We start from the raw sequence: 15,899 nt of genomic DNA, 5'->3' as shown, positions 1-15,899 counted from the left end.
CGGCAAGCAACAGCGACAGCAATGCAGCGCCGGCCGACAGCACTTTGGGCTCGAACACGCCGGCGCTGGGCTTCTGGGACATCGCATGGGCAGGGGAGGTCTTGATCATGGCTAGGCTCCTTCGTCACCCCGAATGCCAGCTGCCCGTTGACGGGCAAGCACGCGTGCGTGGATGGCATCGTCAATTTCGTGAGTGCGGCCTGCGAGCCGGTGTTGTACCGTTGGCGAAGCGTGAACGGGCAGGGACTTTGATGCGGAAACGGAAATAGGCAATCGAAGCCGCTTCGATGGCCGTGATCGGCATCGTGCTGGCCCTGATGGGGCCATTCGGCACTTTTGCGCTCCCTCTCGGGGCGCGGGTGATCGATTGGCAGGTGTTCATCTTCGGCGGATATTGCGTATTCAGGCCGGTGGTCACGGCCGGCAGCCTGGTGGCGGCGCAAGGCGGGATGCCGCGCTGGCTGGCGATCGGGTTGGCTTGCATGGTCGCGGCGATGCCTGTCACCGTGCTGGTCGGGTGGGCGCTGGGCGGAATGGCGTGGCGTGGGCTGACGTTGGGCACGCTGGTCGAGATCTATCCCGATATCCTGCTTGTGGGTGCGGCGATCACGCTGCTGCAAGTCATGGCCGGGCGCGTACCGGCGGCCGTTAGGCCCGGGCCTGACCCGGCGCTCCCACTCGAGCCACCGGCTGCGCGCACGGTCGAGCTGACGCCTGGGCCCGAACGCACGATCGACGCGGTGGTCAAGCAAGTGACCCAGCCCCGGTTTCTCGCCCGGCTTCCTGTCGGGCATCGTGACGGGCTCATCGCAATCGAAAGCGAGGACCATTACGTGCGGGTCCACAATCGCGCGGGTAGCACGCTGGTGCTGTTGCGGCTGGCCGATGCGGTGGCCGAGTTGGAGGGAATGGATGGCCTGAGGATCCATCGTAGCTGGTGGGTCGTACGCGATGCGATGGCAGAAGTGCTGCGCCGGGATCGCGCCATCAGCTTGCGGCTGGTCAACGGGATCGAGGCGCCGGTGGCTCGCAATGCGGTGCCGGCCTTGCGCACGGCGGGTTGGCTGAACCGCTGACTTGCGCGATGCGTTCGATTTTTCAAGGAGTTGCTAGGTAAATTCCCTTAGCTGACGCAGCGCTGGATCTTGCGATTTTCTCGGCAATGCAAAGCGTTCCAGGCCGGGGGTCTGGCACGAAGCTGGATCAAAGCAAACCACCTTGCCCGCAAGACCCTCTCTCTTCGTGCTGGACACCAGCGACCCCGAGCTGGCGCGCGCGCAGTTTGAATCGTTCGGCAAGCAGATGCCGCTGCTTTATCTGATTCTGGTGCTCAACGCCGCGGCGATCACGGTCGAGTTCTTTCGTCCCAACAGGATCTGGATGAGCACGATCGCGCCGCTAGTGATCTGCGGGGTCGCGCTGCTGCGCGGCTGGTGGTGGTGGCGCCAGAGCGGATCGAGCCGCTTTTCCGACGCCGACATCACCCGTACCCTTCGCCGCACCTGCAATCTTGCGGTGGTGCTGACGCTGGCGTTCGATGCCTGGAGCATGACAATCTATCCCAGTGGCGATGGATACGCCCGGGCGCACTTGTCGTTCTTCCTGGCGCTGACTCAGGTCAGCACGGTGTTCTGCCTGATGACCATCCGCGCCGCAGTCATGCGCGTGGCCGCCACCAGCACTGCGTGCTTCGTGATCTACTTCAGCCTGGTCGACGATGGGCAGATGCTGGTCGAGGCGCTTGTGTTGTGCTTCGTCGGGCTGGGCATGATGGTGGTGACCAACCGCTAAAACGACGATTTTTCGCAATTGATCGTGTCGCGGCGCGACTTGCGCAACCGGCAACAGGAAACTGAAAAGCTGAGCGAGGAAAACCGCCAGATTGCGCTGACCGACGCGTTGAGTGGCTTGCCCAACCGTCGCAAGCTGCTGGCGCGGCTCGACCGGCTAGAGGACGCGATCGGAGACCAGATCGATACCCGCGCGGTGGTGTTCATCGATCTCGACGGGTTCAAGCAGATCAACGATGCGCATGGCCATCACGCCGGAGATACGCTGATTTGCAGCTTGAGCGAGCGGTTGCGCGCGCTCTGCGAAGGACGGGCCACGCTGGCTCGGGTGGGGGGCGACGAATTCGCGGTGCTGATCGAGGCTTCCGGTGCCACCGCGCTTGCGCTGGCGCTGGCGCAGACGATCAACGACGAGATCTGCCTGCCCGTTCTGGTCGATCGCCACGTATTGCAAGTCGGTGCCAGCATCGGGATCGCCAGCAACGCCGACGGGGCGTTGCGCGCACACGAATTGCTGCGCCGCGCCGATACCGCGATGTACCACGTCAAGACCAGCGGCAAGGGCGATATCGCGGTCTATGATGTGGCGTTCGATCTGGGCCGGATGTGGCGGTTGACGATCGAGAACGAGATCGGCCTCGGGCTGTCGCAAGGCGAATTCGAGGTGGCCTATCAGCCGGTAGTCGATGCCACCAGCGGCGCGATCGTTGCGGCAGAAGCCCTGGTTCGCTGGCCCCGCCGGCCTGGCGGCGCGCTCGATCCAGATCAGTTCATCGAGATTGCCGAGCGGACCGGGCAGATCCATCCGCTGGGCCTGTTCGTGCTTGAACGCGCGTGCCGCGATATCCTGCCGCTGATCGACGTGAAGCTGAGCGTGAATGTGTCGCCCGTCCAGTTCAGCGATCCCAAGTTGGTCCGGCAAGTGGCACACGTGCTAGAACAGACGCGTTTTCCGGCCGCGCGGTTGCAGCTTGAAATCACCGAGGGTTATCTGCTTGCCCATCCCGAAGGCGCGATCCGGGCGATCCGCAGCTTCAAGGCGATGGGCATGTCGGTGGCGCTTGACGATTTCGGCACCGGCTTCACCAGTATCCATTACCTGCAGTCCTATGGCTTCAGCCACATCAAGATCGACAAATCGCTGCTGGCCGGGCTGCACCAGGGCAGCAAGGCGTCGCTGCTGATCACCGGCGCGATCTACCTGGCCAATGGCCTCGATATGCGGGTGATCGCCGAAGGCGTCGAAACGGCGGAACAGGCCGAACTGCTGCGCGCTGCCGGGTGTCACAAGTTGCAAGGCTTCTTGTTTGGCCGCCCGATGCCGATCAAGGCGTTCGTACTCGCCTTCCGCGATCCAACCGGCTGGCCCCGACGGGAGCCGCATCGACGCCTGGCCGCGCACTGACTTATCAGGGCTGCCTGCCCGGTCAGGCTGGCGGGTAAACGATGGCGGTCAGTTCCCATTCCTTTTCACCGCCCGGCAGGGTGACGCGGCGGATGTCGCCCACGGAGGCGCCGCGCAAGGCCCGGGCGAGCGGGCTGGACCAGCCGATCCGGCCATGGTCGGCATCCTGTTCGTCGTCGCCCACAAGCGTGACTGTGCGGTGTGCGTCGTGTTCGTCGGCGAGCGTGACAGTCGCACCGAAGAATGCGCGGCTGCGGTCAGGCTGCTGTGCGGGATCGATGACGCGTGCGGCCTTCATGCGGCGGGCGAGGTGCGACAATTCGCGATCGATTTCGCGCATACGCTTGCGGCCATAGAGGTAATCGCCGTTTTCCGAACGATCGCCATTGCCGGCCGCCCAACTGACGATCTCGGTGATCGCGGGCCGTTCGGTGCCGAGCAGGTGATCGTAGCGCGCGCGCATCGCGGCGAAGCCGGTCGGGGTGATCGGGTTGCCGTCGAACATTGCAAAGCCATTGAAAAGAAGAAAGACAGTCCTTCGACAAGCTCAGGACGAACGGAAATGGCGCAACGGGCAGGGGTTAACCCGGTTTGCGCTTGCCCAGGAAATGGCTGAGTGGATTGGCGCCGCGATAGCTGGCGCGTTCGGGGTTCATTGCCTCGTAAACTACAGCATTTTCAAGCACATGCTGGACGTAGCCGCGCGTTTCGGTGAACGGGATGCGTTCGATCCAGTCGACCCAGTCGATTTCGCCATTGCGTGGATCGCCGTTGGCGCGCAGCCATTTGTTGACGTTGCCCGCGCCGGCGTTGAACGCCGCCACCGCCAGCGGATAGCTGCCGCCGTAGTAGTCCATCAGCCGGCCGACATAGGTCGAGCCGAGCGTGAGGTTGTAGCGCGAATCGTCGGTGAGCGACGCGCTGCTGTAGCTCATGCCCAGCTTGCGCGCTTCTTGCGCGGCGGTGCCGGGCATCAGTTGCATCAAGCCGCGCGCACCGGCGTGGCTGACCGCGTTGTTGGCGAACTGGCTTTCCTGCCGCGTGATGGCGTGGACCATCGTCCACGATCCTTCATGGCCTTCGGGCACCGGGATCAGCGGGAAGGCGATCCGCTGAAAATCGGTGAAGCCCTTGGCCTCTGCGGTCTGGCCGACGACCACGCCCAGGTCGCGCCGCCCGATCTGTTTGGCCAGATCGGCGACCATGTTGAACTGGCCGGGGGTCTGCTGTTGTTCGCTGACTTCCTTGAAGAATTTCAAAGCGGTCAGCCAATCGGCATCGCGCGCGACTTCTTTTACGGCTTGCGTGAGGGGCTGCGCGGCGAAGCGCGCGCGGTCTTCGGGCGTGGGCTGCGCGGTCGATTCGGGCGGGAACGGTGGGATCGACTGGCCCAGCCGTTCGAGCGAAAGCTGGCCATAAAACTGATCGCCATAGCGTGCAGCGGTGGCGAATTCGGCTTGCGCTTCGGCCGTCCGCCCGGCTTGTGCGAGCGCGCGGCCGGCCCAGTAGAACCCTTTCGAGCGCGTGCCGGGCGTGCGTGCAGCGGCGCCGTAACGGTGGAACAACGGGGCTGCATCGGCTGCGCTTCCCAATTCGCGCAGCGCGGTGCTGCCGCCCAGCCAGGTGAGCGAAGTGTAGTTGTCGCGGATCGGGAAGCTCAGCCGCGCGATGTCTTCGCCCGGATCGAACGCATCGTCGATCTTGGCGGCGATCCGCACCGCAGCGCGGGCACTGCCCGATGCAACCGCAGCGCGCGCGTTGGCGAGCATTTCGGTGACCCAGCCCTCACGGTCGAGCGGCTTGCGCGACAAGCGAGGGCGGTTGGCAAGCAGTTCGGCCGCCGCACTTGCTTGTCCCTGCCGGCGCAACTGGCGCGCGCGGGCGTAGATGTAACCCGGATCGGCGTTGAGCGCGGCCATGTCGACCGGCATGCCGGTGGCCGTGGGGTCCGATCCCGCCAGCACCGCCAGCCGCGCCGCTGCAATTCCGCGATAGGACGGTGAAGTAAGCCCCAGTTGCCGTTCGGCCGCACCTTGCGCGCCCGCCCACAGCAGCGCGTCCATCCGCGCGTCCTGATCGGCGGGGGTGAAGCTGTTGCCGAAGGTGGAAGCGATCGCGGCTTCGGCGGTGTCGCTCATCGCGCCGCCGCGCCAGGCCTGGTTGGCGAGTGCGGCGCTTTCGCCCCGGCCCAAAGCCCGCAAGGCCAGCGCATATTGCGCGCGCGCGGGATTGGTCAGCGGCGGGAAGCGATCGAAATAGGCCACCAGCCGGGCCGGATCGGCGCTTTCACGATCGAGCGCGGCTTCGGCGGAGCGGCGCAGCTTTTCTTCCTCGGGGAAACCGGGATAAGCCAGCAGGAACCCGGCATATTCCGAAAAGCTGAAGCTTTTGGAGGCCGAAAGCGCCCGCCACTTGTCGACCGCCTGCGCGATTCCCGAACGTTGCCCGGCGATCAGCGCGGCGCGCGCGCGATCCCACTCGCTGCCGTCGCTGGCGTGGCAGGCGGTTGCGGCCAGAAACACGGGGGCGAGCAGCGACACACTCGCGGTGCGGATCAATAGCGATTTGACGTCCATGCTGGACATTGTGCGCAAGGGCTCCTTATCAGGCGCTGAATGGCATGACGTGTGCGGAAAAACTGGCAACGAACCCCCCGAAGGCTGGCGCGATGGCCGCCATGGGCCGGTTCATGGCTTACAATGAGGGTGAAAGTCCATGTTTTCGGGTTCCATTCCGGCTCTGGTGACTCCTTTTCGGGACGGAGCGTTTGACGAGAAGGCTTTTCGGCGGCTGGTCGACTGGCAAATCGAGCAGGGCTCGTCGGCACTGGTGCCGTGCGGGACCACCGGCGAAAGCTCGACGCTGTCGAATGCCGAGCACCATCGCGTGATCGAATTGTGCGTCGAACAGACCGCAGGGCGCGTGCCGGTGATCGCGGGCTGCGGTTCCAACGACACGATGAACGCGCTGTTGCACATGACTTTTGCGAAAAAGTGCGGCGCGCAGGCGGCGTTGTGCGTGGCGCCGTATTACAACCGTCCGTCGCAGGAGGGGCTGCTGGCGCACTTCTCGTACCTGGCCGAACATATCGACTTGCCGATCGTGCTTTATAACGTGCCCGGCCGGACGGTGACCGACTTGAAGCCCGAAACGGTGTGCGAACTGGCGCGGCGCTTCCCGGACAAGATCGTGGGCATCAAGGACGCGAGCGGCGATCTTTCCCGCGTCACCGATCACCGCATGGGTATCGGCAAGCAGTTCTGCCAGCTTTCGGGCGACGACGAACTGGCGCTGCCGTTCAATGCAGCGGGTGGGGTTGGCTGCATCTCGGTGACGGCCAACGTTGCGCCCAGGTTGTGCGCCGATTTCCAGGCCGCATGTGCCGCCAACGATCTGGAAAAGGCGCGCGAACTCAACGACAAGCTTTATCCGCTGCATTACGCGATGTTCGAGGATGCCAGCCCCGGCCCGGTCAAGTACGCCTTGAGCCGCGTGCACGACTGGCTGTTCGACGAATTGCGGCTGCCGCTGACACCGTGCAATGCGCAGGCGAGGAAGGATGTGGACGCGGCGCTGGTGCACGCCGGGCTGGTGTGAGGGAGCAAATATTGTGGCGAAATACGGGGAAGATTGGACTGAAGCAGAAATCGAGATTTGCGTTCGAGCCTATGTGGACGCGCTGAAAGCGGGCGGTGGAAAAAATCTATTCCCAAAGACGTTTATCTCTATCGAGCTATCAAACAATTGCCTGGCCGCAATGACGGAGCGGTGGCCCGACGCATGGGCAACATCAGTGCGATCATGGTTTTGCATGGAGCCGATCCAGTGGTTGGCTGGAAGCCACAGGAAAACGTTGGCCCCACCAATACCGCACGGATTGGGCATCATCTAAAGGTATTGGGTGCGATCGCGTGAATAGAGGGCTTTCGCTCTAACCTGTGAACTCCTACATGCCCCCGTATTATGGCCCGTCCCAAACTCCCCGAATTCGACAAGACCAAGATCGTCGCCGAAAACCGGCGTGCGCGGTTTGAATATTTCATCGAGGATGTGTTCGAGGCGGGCATCGCGCTGACGGGCACCGAAGTGAAATCGCTGCGCTTCGGTGAAGGTTCGATCGCCGAATCCTACGCCGAAGTGAAGAAGGGCGAAGTGTGGCTGGTCAACGCCAACGTGCCCGAATTCAGCCACGGCAACCGCTTCAACCACGAACCCAAGCGCCCGCGCAAGCTGCTTCTGCACGAACGCGAGATCGCCAAGATGTTCGGTGCGGTGGAGCGCAAGGGCATGACTTTGGTGCCGCTGTCGGTCTATTTCACCAGCAAGGGCCGCGCCAAGGTCGAGCTCGCCTTGGCCAAGGGCAAGAACAACGCCGACAAGCGCAACACCGTCAAGGACCGCGAATGGAAGCGCGACCAGGCCCGCATCATGCGTGATCACAACTGATGGCGGTGCCTTTGTCCCAACGCCTGCTCGACTGGTTCAAGGGCCATGTGCCCACGCGTGAAAGCCTCGAAAAGAACCGCTGGGTGCGCCCGTTCGCGCATTCTGTGCTGCGGCCCGACTTGTGGCGCTTCAACCGCCGCTCGGTACCGCGCGGGATGGCGCTGGGGCTGTTCGTGGGCATCCTGATCCCGTTCGCGCACTCGGCGGTGGCGGCGCTGACCGCCGTGTTCGTGCGCGCCAACGTGCCGATGGCGATCGCCTCGACCTGGGTCAGCAATCCGGCGACGTGGATCATCATCTTCCCCTCGGCCTACAAGATCGGCGAAGCGCTGCTCCACGCCGATGCCATGACCGACATCGCGCCGATGGCCAGCGCGATGCACGAAACCGAGATGGACCGGCTGTTGACGCAGATCACCGGCAAGGGCCTCGACACCGCGCTCGGGCTGTTCGTGATCGCCACCGTATTGGCGTCGATCGGCTATCTCGTTTCCAGCTTTGGGTGGCGCTGGTGGATCATGCGCAAGCGCCGCAACCGTCTGGCGCAATCGCGTGAGCGTGCCGGGACTTTGGCGGGGTAATGACCGGGGTGGTCGGACCGGGCGATAACGCCGTGGCGGCAGCGGGCGCCACCGGGAACCGCGGGCCAAAGGATGCAATGCTGGTCGGATTGGCGTTGGTGGCGAGCGCGGCGCTACTGATCGCCGCCCATGCGCCACTGCTGGTGACGGCGGGCTTCGTCGGTGGCCTGGCGGTGTTGGCAACGATCGCATTGTTGATCGCGCGGCGCCCGGTGGCGGATGCGCCGCCCGCTTTCGCGGCGCCCGACTGGTCAGTGACGCACGCCGCAATCGACCGTGAGGACGAAGCCCTGGCGATCACCGACCGTGCGGGCCGGCTGCAATGCGCCAATCGCCGCTTCTCTGAATGGTTCGGGCTGGAGGCAGCGCCAACCCGGCTGCCGGTCGATCCGCCGTTCCGCGAAAAGCTCGAATCGGCCGCCCGCGCGGCATGGCGCGATGGCAGCGCGAGTGTGCCGCTGGTGGCGATGACCGCTGGCAACGGCGAGGCACGTCGCTGGCGGCTCGAACTGCAGCGCGCCGGGCGGGGCGAGGACCATCTCATCTGGCGTTTCCTGCCGCAAGACGAACAGGATATCGTGGCCGATGCCGCCGCGCAGATCGCGGGAAAGCTTGGCCGCGCGCTCGGCCGTGGTGCGATCGAGGCCGCGGTGGTGGCGCCCGACGGCGCGATCCTTGCCGCCAATACCGCCTTCGCCGCGCGCGCTGCCGGCGATCCCCATGCTGTGGTGGCGGGCAAGGACTTCGTCGGTTTTTTCCGCGCCGATGAGCACGACAGCGTGGTCTATGCCCGCGAAGGCGCACGCGGAACCCCGGTGAGGATGGTGCACTTGCCCATCGCCGATCCCGACCAGCCCGCCGATCCCGATCCGGCGAAAACCCCTTCGCTGTTCCTGCTGCTCGATAACCAGGGCCAGGACGGGCAGGGCCAAGGCGGCGCCGGCCGCGCAGGCCTGCCGCAAGTCGAGGCGCTGCTGGCGCGGCTGCCACTGGGCCTGGCGATGACCGACCGTGACGGCCGCTTCCTGTTCGCCAATGGCGCGTTCCTGCGCGCGGCCGGCATCGAGACGGGTGCCCCGCCGCCTTATCCCGCCGACCTTGTCATCCGCGAGGACAAGGGCGCGCTGTCCGACGCGGTACGGCGCTTCACGCAAGGCCAGTCGCCAGCATTTGGCACCGCCGGCGACGTTGCCGTGCGCCTCCACGCCACGCCCGACGAGCCGGTGTCGTTGACGCTGGCCAGCGTGCGCGGGCTGGGCGACGGCGCGGTGCTGCTCAGCCTCAAGGATTCGAGCGAGGAAACCCGGCTCAAGCGCGAGATCGCGCAGGCCACCAAGATGCAGGCGGTGGGCCAGCTTGCCGGCGGCGTCGCGCACGATTTCAACAACGTGCTGACCGCGATCATCGGCTGCTGTGATCTCATGCTCATGCGCCACACGCCGGGCGACAGCGATTACCTCGACATCCAGCAGATCAAGGCCAATTCGAACCGCGCGGCCTCGCTCACCCGCCAATTGCTGGCCTTCTCGCGCCAGCAGACGCTGCGCCCCGAAGTGCTGCAACTGCCCGATGTGGTCAGCGAAGTATCCGCCTTGCTCAAGCGGTTGATCGGCGAGAAGATCCAGTTCAAGGTCAGCCACGATCGCGATCTGGGGCTGGTCCGTGCCGATCCGGTTCAACTGGAACAGGTACTGCTCAACCTGGCGGTCAACGCGCGCGATGCAATGGCTGGTCGCGTAGGCGGCGTCCTGACGATCGCTACCAAGCGCGTCACCACGCAGGACGTGCGCGCGATGAAGAGCGAAATCCTGCCGGTGGATGATTACACTGCGCTGATCGTCGAGGACAACGGTTCGGGCATCAAGCCGCTGCTGCTGGGCAAGATCTTCGAGCCGTTCTTCACCACCAAGGACAAGGGCAAGGGCACGGGCCTAGGGCTGTCGACCGTTTACGGCATCGTCAAGCAATCGGGCGGCTTCATTTTTGCGACGAGTGAGGTGGATCGGGGTACGCGCTTCTCGATCTACTTGCCGGTCTACGTGCCCAATCCGGCTGAACTGGCTGCGAATGCCGCCGAAGCCAAGGCCGCGGCCGAGGCGAAAAGCGCCGAACCGCCGCGCGACTGGGCGCCAGGCGGACACATCCTGCTGGTCGAGGACGAGGACACCGTCCGCGCCGTGGCCGAACGTGCTTTGACGCGGCAAGGCTACAAAGTGACCGCCGCGTCGGACGGAGACGAAGGGCTGGAGATCATCACGAAAGGCGGCGATTTCGACCTCGTGCTGTCCGATGTGGTCATGCCCGTGATGGACGGCCCGGCGATGGCGCGCGCGATCCGCGAGGTGCGGCCCGACCTGCCGGTGCTGTTCATGTCGGGCTATGCCGAGGAACATCTGCGCCGCGACATCGATATCCCCAACATGTTTTTCCTGCCCAAGCCGTTCTCGGTCCAGCAGATCGTCGAGGCGGTCGAGGCCGTGCTCAGAAACCGCTGATTCGGGGCGGATTTTAACGCTTAGGTAGAATGACTTAGCGGAAATATCGCCATAGTGGCGACGATTTCTCCGTTCTCCACTTGTTCCACCAGAACAAAGCAGATACAAATCCGCCATTGACGGTTCGGTCCGGCCAACTCTAGGCACGAAGGGAAGCAGCCATGGCGGCACAGCTCAAGCTTATTCAGGATGGCAAAGTGAAGGACCAGGACCGGCAGAAGGCGCTCGATGCAGCGCTGGCGCAGATCGACCGTGCTTTTGGCAAGGGCAGCGCGATGAAGCTCGGCTCGAAGGAGACGATGCAGATCGAAACGATCTCCACCGGCAGCCTCGGGCTCGATATCGCACTCGGCGTAGGTGGCTTGCCGCGCGGTCGGGTGATCGAGATTTATGGTCCGGAAAGCTCGGGCAAGACCACGCTGGCGCTCCACGTAATCGCCGAAGCGCAGAAAGCCGGTGGCACCGCAGCTTTCGTCGACGCCGAACACGCGCTCGATCCGGGCTACGCCAAGAAGCTGGGTGTCGACATCGACGAACTGATCGTGTCACAGCCCGACACCGGCGAACAGGCGCTTGAAATCGTCGACACGCTGGTACGATCCAACGCGATCGACGTGCTGGTGATCGATTCGGTCGCTGCGCTGGTGCCGCGCGCTGAGATCGAGGGCGAAATGGGCGATAGCCACGTCGGTCTCCAGGCGCGGCTGATGTCGCAAAGCTTGCGCAAGCTGACCGGTTCGATCAGCCGCTCGCGCTGCATGGTGATCTTCATCAACCAGTTGCGCATGAAGATCGGCGTGATGTACGGCAATCCCGAAACGACCACCGGCGGCAACGCGCTCAAGTTCTACGCCTCGGTCCGGCTCGACATTCGCCGCACCGGCCAGATCAAGGACCGCGATGAAATCGTCGGCAACGCCACGCGCGTCAAGGTGGTCAAGAACAAAGTCGCCCCGCCGTTCAAGCAGGTCGAATTTGACATCATGTACGGCCAGGGCATCTCCAAGATCGGCGAAATTCTCGATCTAGGCGTCAAGGCCGGGCTGGTCGAGAAGTCGGGCGCGTGGTTCAGCTACGACAGCATCCGCGTCGGCCAGGGCCGTGAGAACTCGAAGACCTATCTCAAGGAAAACCCCGAAGTCTGTGACCGGTTGGAAGCTGCCATCCGCAGCCGCACCGACAAGGTTGCCGAGGAAATGATGGCGGGTCCGGACGCGGACGACGATATCTGATCCTCACCTTCGACTGGTTGGCAACTCCCGCAAGTCGCCAGCCGGTCGTCGATCAAAGCCCCGGCGCGCTCCCCGGCAGGAGCGCGCCGGTTGCGTTTCGGGCGGCAGGCGAGGCGGTTCCTCGGAGTGGCCTCCTCGCACCGACCTTGCCGCCGTTGTTCGCGAAGCCTAATCTGGTCCGATGACAAACGCATACGAATGGACTGGGGCAGTCGGGCTTAGCTGGTCCGAGGAATGGCAGCGCACCGATCGCAGCTTTACCGAACTGACTCAGCGGCTCCTCGCCCGAATCGCATTGCTGCCGGGCGGGCATGTTCTCGACATCGGCTGTGGTGCCGGCGAGCTGTCGCTGGCGATCGCCACCGCCCGGCCGGCTTCGCGCGTGCTCGGGGTCGATATTTCGGCGGATCTGGTACGTGCATCGCAGCACCGCTCGCTAGGCGTACCCAATGCATGCTTTGAGATGGCCGATGTTTCCGGCTGGTCAAACCCGGCGTTCGTCCCGGATCTGCTGGTGTCGCGCCATGGCGTGATGTTCTTCGCCGACCCGGTGGCGGCATTCTCGCACTTGCGATGCCTATCGACGCCTGGCGCAAACTTCGTGTTCTCATGCTTCGGTCCGTTTGCGGACAATGCCTGGGCGAGCGAGATGGCCGCCACGATCGCCCCGTCAGAAGCTGCCGCCTTCACCGACCCGCATGCGCCAGGACCATTTGCATTCGCCGATCCGCAGCGGGTTCGTTCCATCGTGGAGAGCGCCGGATGGACCGACGTCGCCTGCCATCCCGAACACTTCAGTTACATCGCCGGGGAAGGCGATGATCCGGTAGCCGATGCCTTGGCGTTCTTCCGGCGCATCGGTCCGGCCGCGCCGCGCTTGCGGGCTTTGCCCGAAGCCGAACGCGCGGGCGCCGAATCGGCACTTCGTGCGTTGCTCGAACAGCGTCGCGTCGGGAACCGGGTGTGTTTTGACGCAATGGCCTGGATCGTGAGCGCACAGGCACCCGGGGGATAAGTTGAGCAAACCGATCAGGGTCGTGGTCAACCGCAGCGGCGGCACGGCCAAACGCATGGGCGAAAAGCTTGCTGCCGCAATCGAAGCAGCCTTCGCGGCCGCCGGGGCCAATGCCGATCTGGCGCTGGTCGAAGGAAAGTCGATCGAACAAGCGATCAGCAATGCATCATCGCTGCCGGTGGTTGCTGTCGGCGGCGGTGACGGAACGCAGAGCTCGGCAGCGGGCATACTCTTGCACTGCGATAGTGCGCTGGCGGTTTTGCCGCTCGGCACGCTCAACCATCTGGCCAAGGAACTGGGCGTGCCGACCGATCTGACGGGCGCCGCCGATGTCGCGGTCAACGGGACCCGGACCACCATCGATCTTGGCAGTGTGGGCGATGTGGTCTTCGTCAACAATGCGTCGATCGGGCTCTACACCAGGCTTGTGCGGCGGCGCGACGCGATCAAGCTGCCCAAGTGGCTGGCCACCGTGCCCGCCGCCTGGGGTATCATGCGCCGGATGAAGCTGCGGCCGTTGTGCATCGACATGGGCAAAGGGGAGCAGACGATCGTTACCCCGCTGCTGTTCATCGGCAACAATCGTTACAGCTACCAGGGCCGCTCGCTTGGCAAGCGCGAAAGCCTGACCGAAGGGGTGCTGTCCGTCTATGCCGTGGCGCCGCGCACCGTTCAAGGGCTGGTCGGCTTCGGCTTGCGCGCACTGGCCGGCCGGGCCGACCCCGAACGCGATTTTCTTGCACTGGGCGATGTCGAACAGATCGTGGTGAGCGGCGCAGGCATGATCGATGTGGCGCACGATGGCGAGGTCACGCGGATGGCGCTCCCGCTCACGTTCCGCAGCCTGCCGCGCGCGTTGACGGTGATGGTTCCGGTGGACAAACCGCCCGTCGTGACGCCAACCACCGCCTAAGCGGCGAAACGCGCTTGTTACGCGACGAGTGAGCGCTTAATCGTCGCCATCTATGCCATCAACCAACGAAATTCGCCGCTCGTTCCTCGACTATTTCGGCAAGGCCGGACACGAGATCGTGCCCAGTGCGCCCTTGGTGCCGTACAACGATCCTACGTTGATGTTCGTCAACGCAGGGATGGTGCCGTTCAAGAACGTGTTCACGGGCTTGGAAACGCGCAAGAGCCAGCGCGCCACGTCATCGCAGAAGTGCGTGCGGGCAGGGGGCAAGCACAACGATCTGGACAACGTCGGCTATACCGCGCGGCACCATACGTTTTTCGAAATGCTGGGGAATTTCTCGTTCGGGGACTATTTCAAGGAACAGGCGATCACGCATGCGTGGACGTTGCTGACCAAGGAATGGGGCCTTCCTGCCGACAAGCTGCTCGCCACCGTCTACCACACCGATGACGAGGCGTTCGACCTGTGGCGCAAGATCGCCGGATTGCCCGAAGACCGCATCATCCGCATCGCCACCAAGGACAACTTCTGGGCGATGGGCGACGATGGCCCGTGCGGGCCGTGCAGCGAAGTGTTCTTCGATCACGGCGATCACATACCCGGCGGCCCTCCCGGCAGCCCGGATGAGGACGGCGACCGGTTCATCGAGATCTGGAACCTGGTGTTCATGCAGTTCGAGCAAACTGCCGGGGAGATCACCGGCAACCTGCCGCGCCCGTCGATCGATACCGGCATGGGGCTCGAACGCGTGGCCGCTGTGCTCCAGGGCGAGCACGACAATTACGATACCGACACGTTCCGCGCGCTGATTGCGGCGTCGGAATCGCTGACGGGGGTGAAGGCAGAAGGCGAGAACACAGCAAGCCACCGCGTGATCGCCGATCACTTGCGCTCGACCAGCTTCCTGCTTGCCGATGGCGTGCTGCCTTCGAACGAGGGGCGCGGTTATGTGCTGCGGCGAATCATGCGCCGCGCGATGCGTCACGCGCATCTGCTGGGCGCGAAAGAGCCCTTGATGCACCGGTTGGTGCCTGCGTTGGTGACCGAGATGGGCGCGGCCTATCCCGAACTGGGCCGTGCGGCACCGCTGATCGAGGACGTGCTGGCGCGCGAGGAAACCCGCTTTCGGCAGACGCTGGTGAACGGATTGCGGCTGCTGGATGAAGCCACCGACACGTTGGGCGAGGGCGGCGAACTGCCCGGCGAGACTGCGTTCAAGCTCTACGACACCTTCGGATTTCCCTACGATTTGACCGAAGATGCGCTGCGCTCACGCGGGATTGCGGTTGATCGCGCGGGCTTCGATGCGGCAATGGCGCGGCAGAAGGCAGCGGCGCGCGCGGCATGGAAGGGCAGCGGCGACGCGGCTTCGGGCGAAGTTTGGTTCGATCTGGCCGAACGTCTGGGCACCTCAGAATTCACCGGTTATTCGGCAACCGAAGGTGAAGGCCAGGTTGTCGCGCTGGTGCGCGATGGCAAGGAAGTGGACAGCGCTGGGCCGGGTGAAAGCGTTGTCGTGCTGACCAACCAGACGCCGTTTTATGGCGAAAGCGGCGGGCAAAGTGGTGATGCGGGTGTGATTTCGGGCGGTGATGGGCTGCGGCTCGCCATCAATGATACGTCGAAGCCGCTCGGCCGACTGCACGCGCACCAGGCCACTGTCGAGGCGGGCACGATCAAGGTGGGTGACACCGTCCGGCTGGCGATCGATGTCGAACGCCGCAATGCAATTCGCGCCAACCATTCGGCCACGCACTTGCTCCACGCTGCGTTGCGCAACCGGCTGGGCGCGCATGTCACGCAGAAAGGGTCGCTGGTTGCGGCGGATCGGTTGCGGTTCGATTTCTCGCAACCGACCGGGTTGACGGCCGAGGACATGGCCGCGGTCGAGGCCGAAGTGAACGCCGAAATTCGCGCCAACGAGCCGGTGACCACGCGGCTGATGGCGCCCGAGGAGGCGATCGAGGCGGGTGCGATGGCGCTGTTCGGCGAGAAATACGGCGATGAAGTGCGCGTGCT

14 protein-coding genes are annotated in these 15,899 nt (G+C 64.3%); 12 read left to right on the top strand and 2 right to left on the bottom strand.

What is annotated here, in order from left to right; translation table 11 throughout:
• The first annotated feature begins 287 nt into the window (after positions 1-287).
• The 3 genes from Q0R16_RS11725 (at position 288) to Q0R16_RS11715 (ending at position 3,195) form a co-directional block, all read left to right on the top strand.
• Complete coding sequence (locus tag Q0R16_RS11725; protein WP_295636081.1) at positions 288-1,076, top strand: LytTR family DNA-binding domain-containing protein; 789 nt, start codon at positions 288-290, stop codon at positions 1,074-1,076.
• 166 nt (positions 1,077-1,242) lie between these two features.
• Positions 1,243-1,791: a hypothetical protein gene (locus Q0R16_RS11720; RefSeq protein ID WP_295636080.1), complete on the top strand. Its 549-nt coding sequence runs from the start codon at positions 1,243-1,245 to the stop codon at positions 1,789-1,791.
• A 24-nt stretch (positions 1,792-1,815) separates the two neighbouring features.
• On the top strand, positions 1,816-3,195 hold the full coding sequence (locus Q0R16_RS11715; protein WP_295636082.1) for an EAL domain-containing protein: 1,380 nt from the start codon (positions 1,816-1,818) through the stop codon (positions 3,193-3,195).
• Between the two features lie 22 nt (positions 3,196-3,217).
• Here the strand turns inward: Q0R16_RS11715 and Q0R16_RS11710 are convergent, their stop codons facing one another.
• Both Q0R16_RS11710 and Q0R16_RS11705 read right to left on the bottom strand, forming a co-directional pair.
• The gene (locus tag Q0R16_RS11710; protein ID WP_295636079.1) at positions 3,218-3,700 is read right to left on the bottom strand and encodes a GreA/GreB family elongation factor; all 483 of its coding nucleotides are present in this window, start codon (positions 3,698-3,700) and stop codon (positions 3,218-3,220) included.
• 76 nt (positions 3,701-3,776) lie between these two features.
• Entirely contained in the window at positions 3,777-5,771 is a 1,995-nt protein-coding gene (locus Q0R16_RS11705; RefSeq protein WP_366857584.1) for a lytic transglycosylase domain-containing protein, read from the bottom strand.
• A gap of 139 nt (positions 5,772-5,910) precedes the next feature.
• On the opposite strand from Q0R16_RS11705, the gene dapA reads away from it, so the two are divergent.
• The 9 genes from dapA to alaS form a co-directional block, all read left to right on the top strand.
• Entirely contained in the window at positions 5,911-6,792 is an 882-nt protein-coding gene (gene dapA / locus Q0R16_RS11700; RefSeq protein WP_295636077.1) for a 4-hydroxy-tetrahydrodipicolinate synthase, read from the top strand.
• Positions 6,793-6,975: 183 nt separating this feature from the next.
• The gene (locus Q0R16_RS11695) at positions 6,976-7,110 is read left to right on the top strand and encodes a hypothetical protein (protein WP_295636076.1); all 135 of its coding nucleotides are present in this window, start codon (positions 6,976-6,978) and stop codon (positions 7,108-7,110) included.
• A gap of 48 nt (positions 7,111-7,158) precedes the next feature.
• Positions 7,159-7,641, top strand: coding sequence for an SsrA-binding protein SmpB (gene smpB / locus Q0R16_RS11690; RefSeq protein WP_295636075.1), 483 nt, complete (start codon positions 7,159-7,161; stop codon positions 7,639-7,641).
• Complete coding sequence (locus Q0R16_RS11685; RefSeq protein ID WP_295636074.1) at positions 7,641-8,222, top strand: DUF2062 domain-containing protein; 582 nt, start codon at positions 7,641-7,643, stop codon at positions 8,220-8,222. The genes smpB and Q0R16_RS11685 overlap by 1 nt, the downstream gene beginning before the upstream one ends.
• A complete protein-coding gene (locus tag Q0R16_RS11680; protein WP_295636073.1) occupies positions 8,222-10,717 on the top strand; it encodes a response regulator in 2,496 nt (831 codons plus the stop codon). Before Q0R16_RS11685 ends, Q0R16_RS11680 begins: the two co-directional genes overlap by 1 nt.
• Before the next feature lie 161 nt (positions 10,718-10,878).
• Entirely contained in the window at positions 10,879-11,949 is a 1,071-nt protein-coding gene (recA, locus tag Q0R16_RS11675; protein WP_295636072.1) for a recombinase RecA, read from the top strand.
• 181 nt (positions 11,950-12,130) lie between these two features.
• Entirely contained in the window at positions 12,131-12,964 is an 834-nt protein-coding gene (locus Q0R16_RS11670) for a methyltransferase domain-containing protein (protein WP_295636071.1), read from the top strand.
• A 1-nt stretch (position 12,965) separates the two neighbouring features.
• A complete protein-coding gene (locus tag Q0R16_RS11665) occupies positions 12,966-13,877 on the top strand; it encodes a diacylglycerol kinase family protein (protein WP_295636070.1) in 912 nt (303 codons plus the stop codon).
• Between the two features lie 52 nt (positions 13,878-13,929).
• The coding region (alaS, locus tag Q0R16_RS11660; protein ID WP_295636069.1) for an alanine--tRNA ligase at positions 13,930-15,899 on the top strand (1,970 nt) is incomplete at its 3' end.

This window comes from Novosphingobium sp., assembly GCF_025351285.1.
Lineage (GTDB): Bacteria > Pseudomonadota > Alphaproteobacteria > Sphingomonadales > Sphingomonadaceae > Novosphingobium.
The sequence above is the reverse complement of the archived record's forward strand: the minus strand, read 5'-3'. Positions and strand labels throughout refer to the sequence as shown.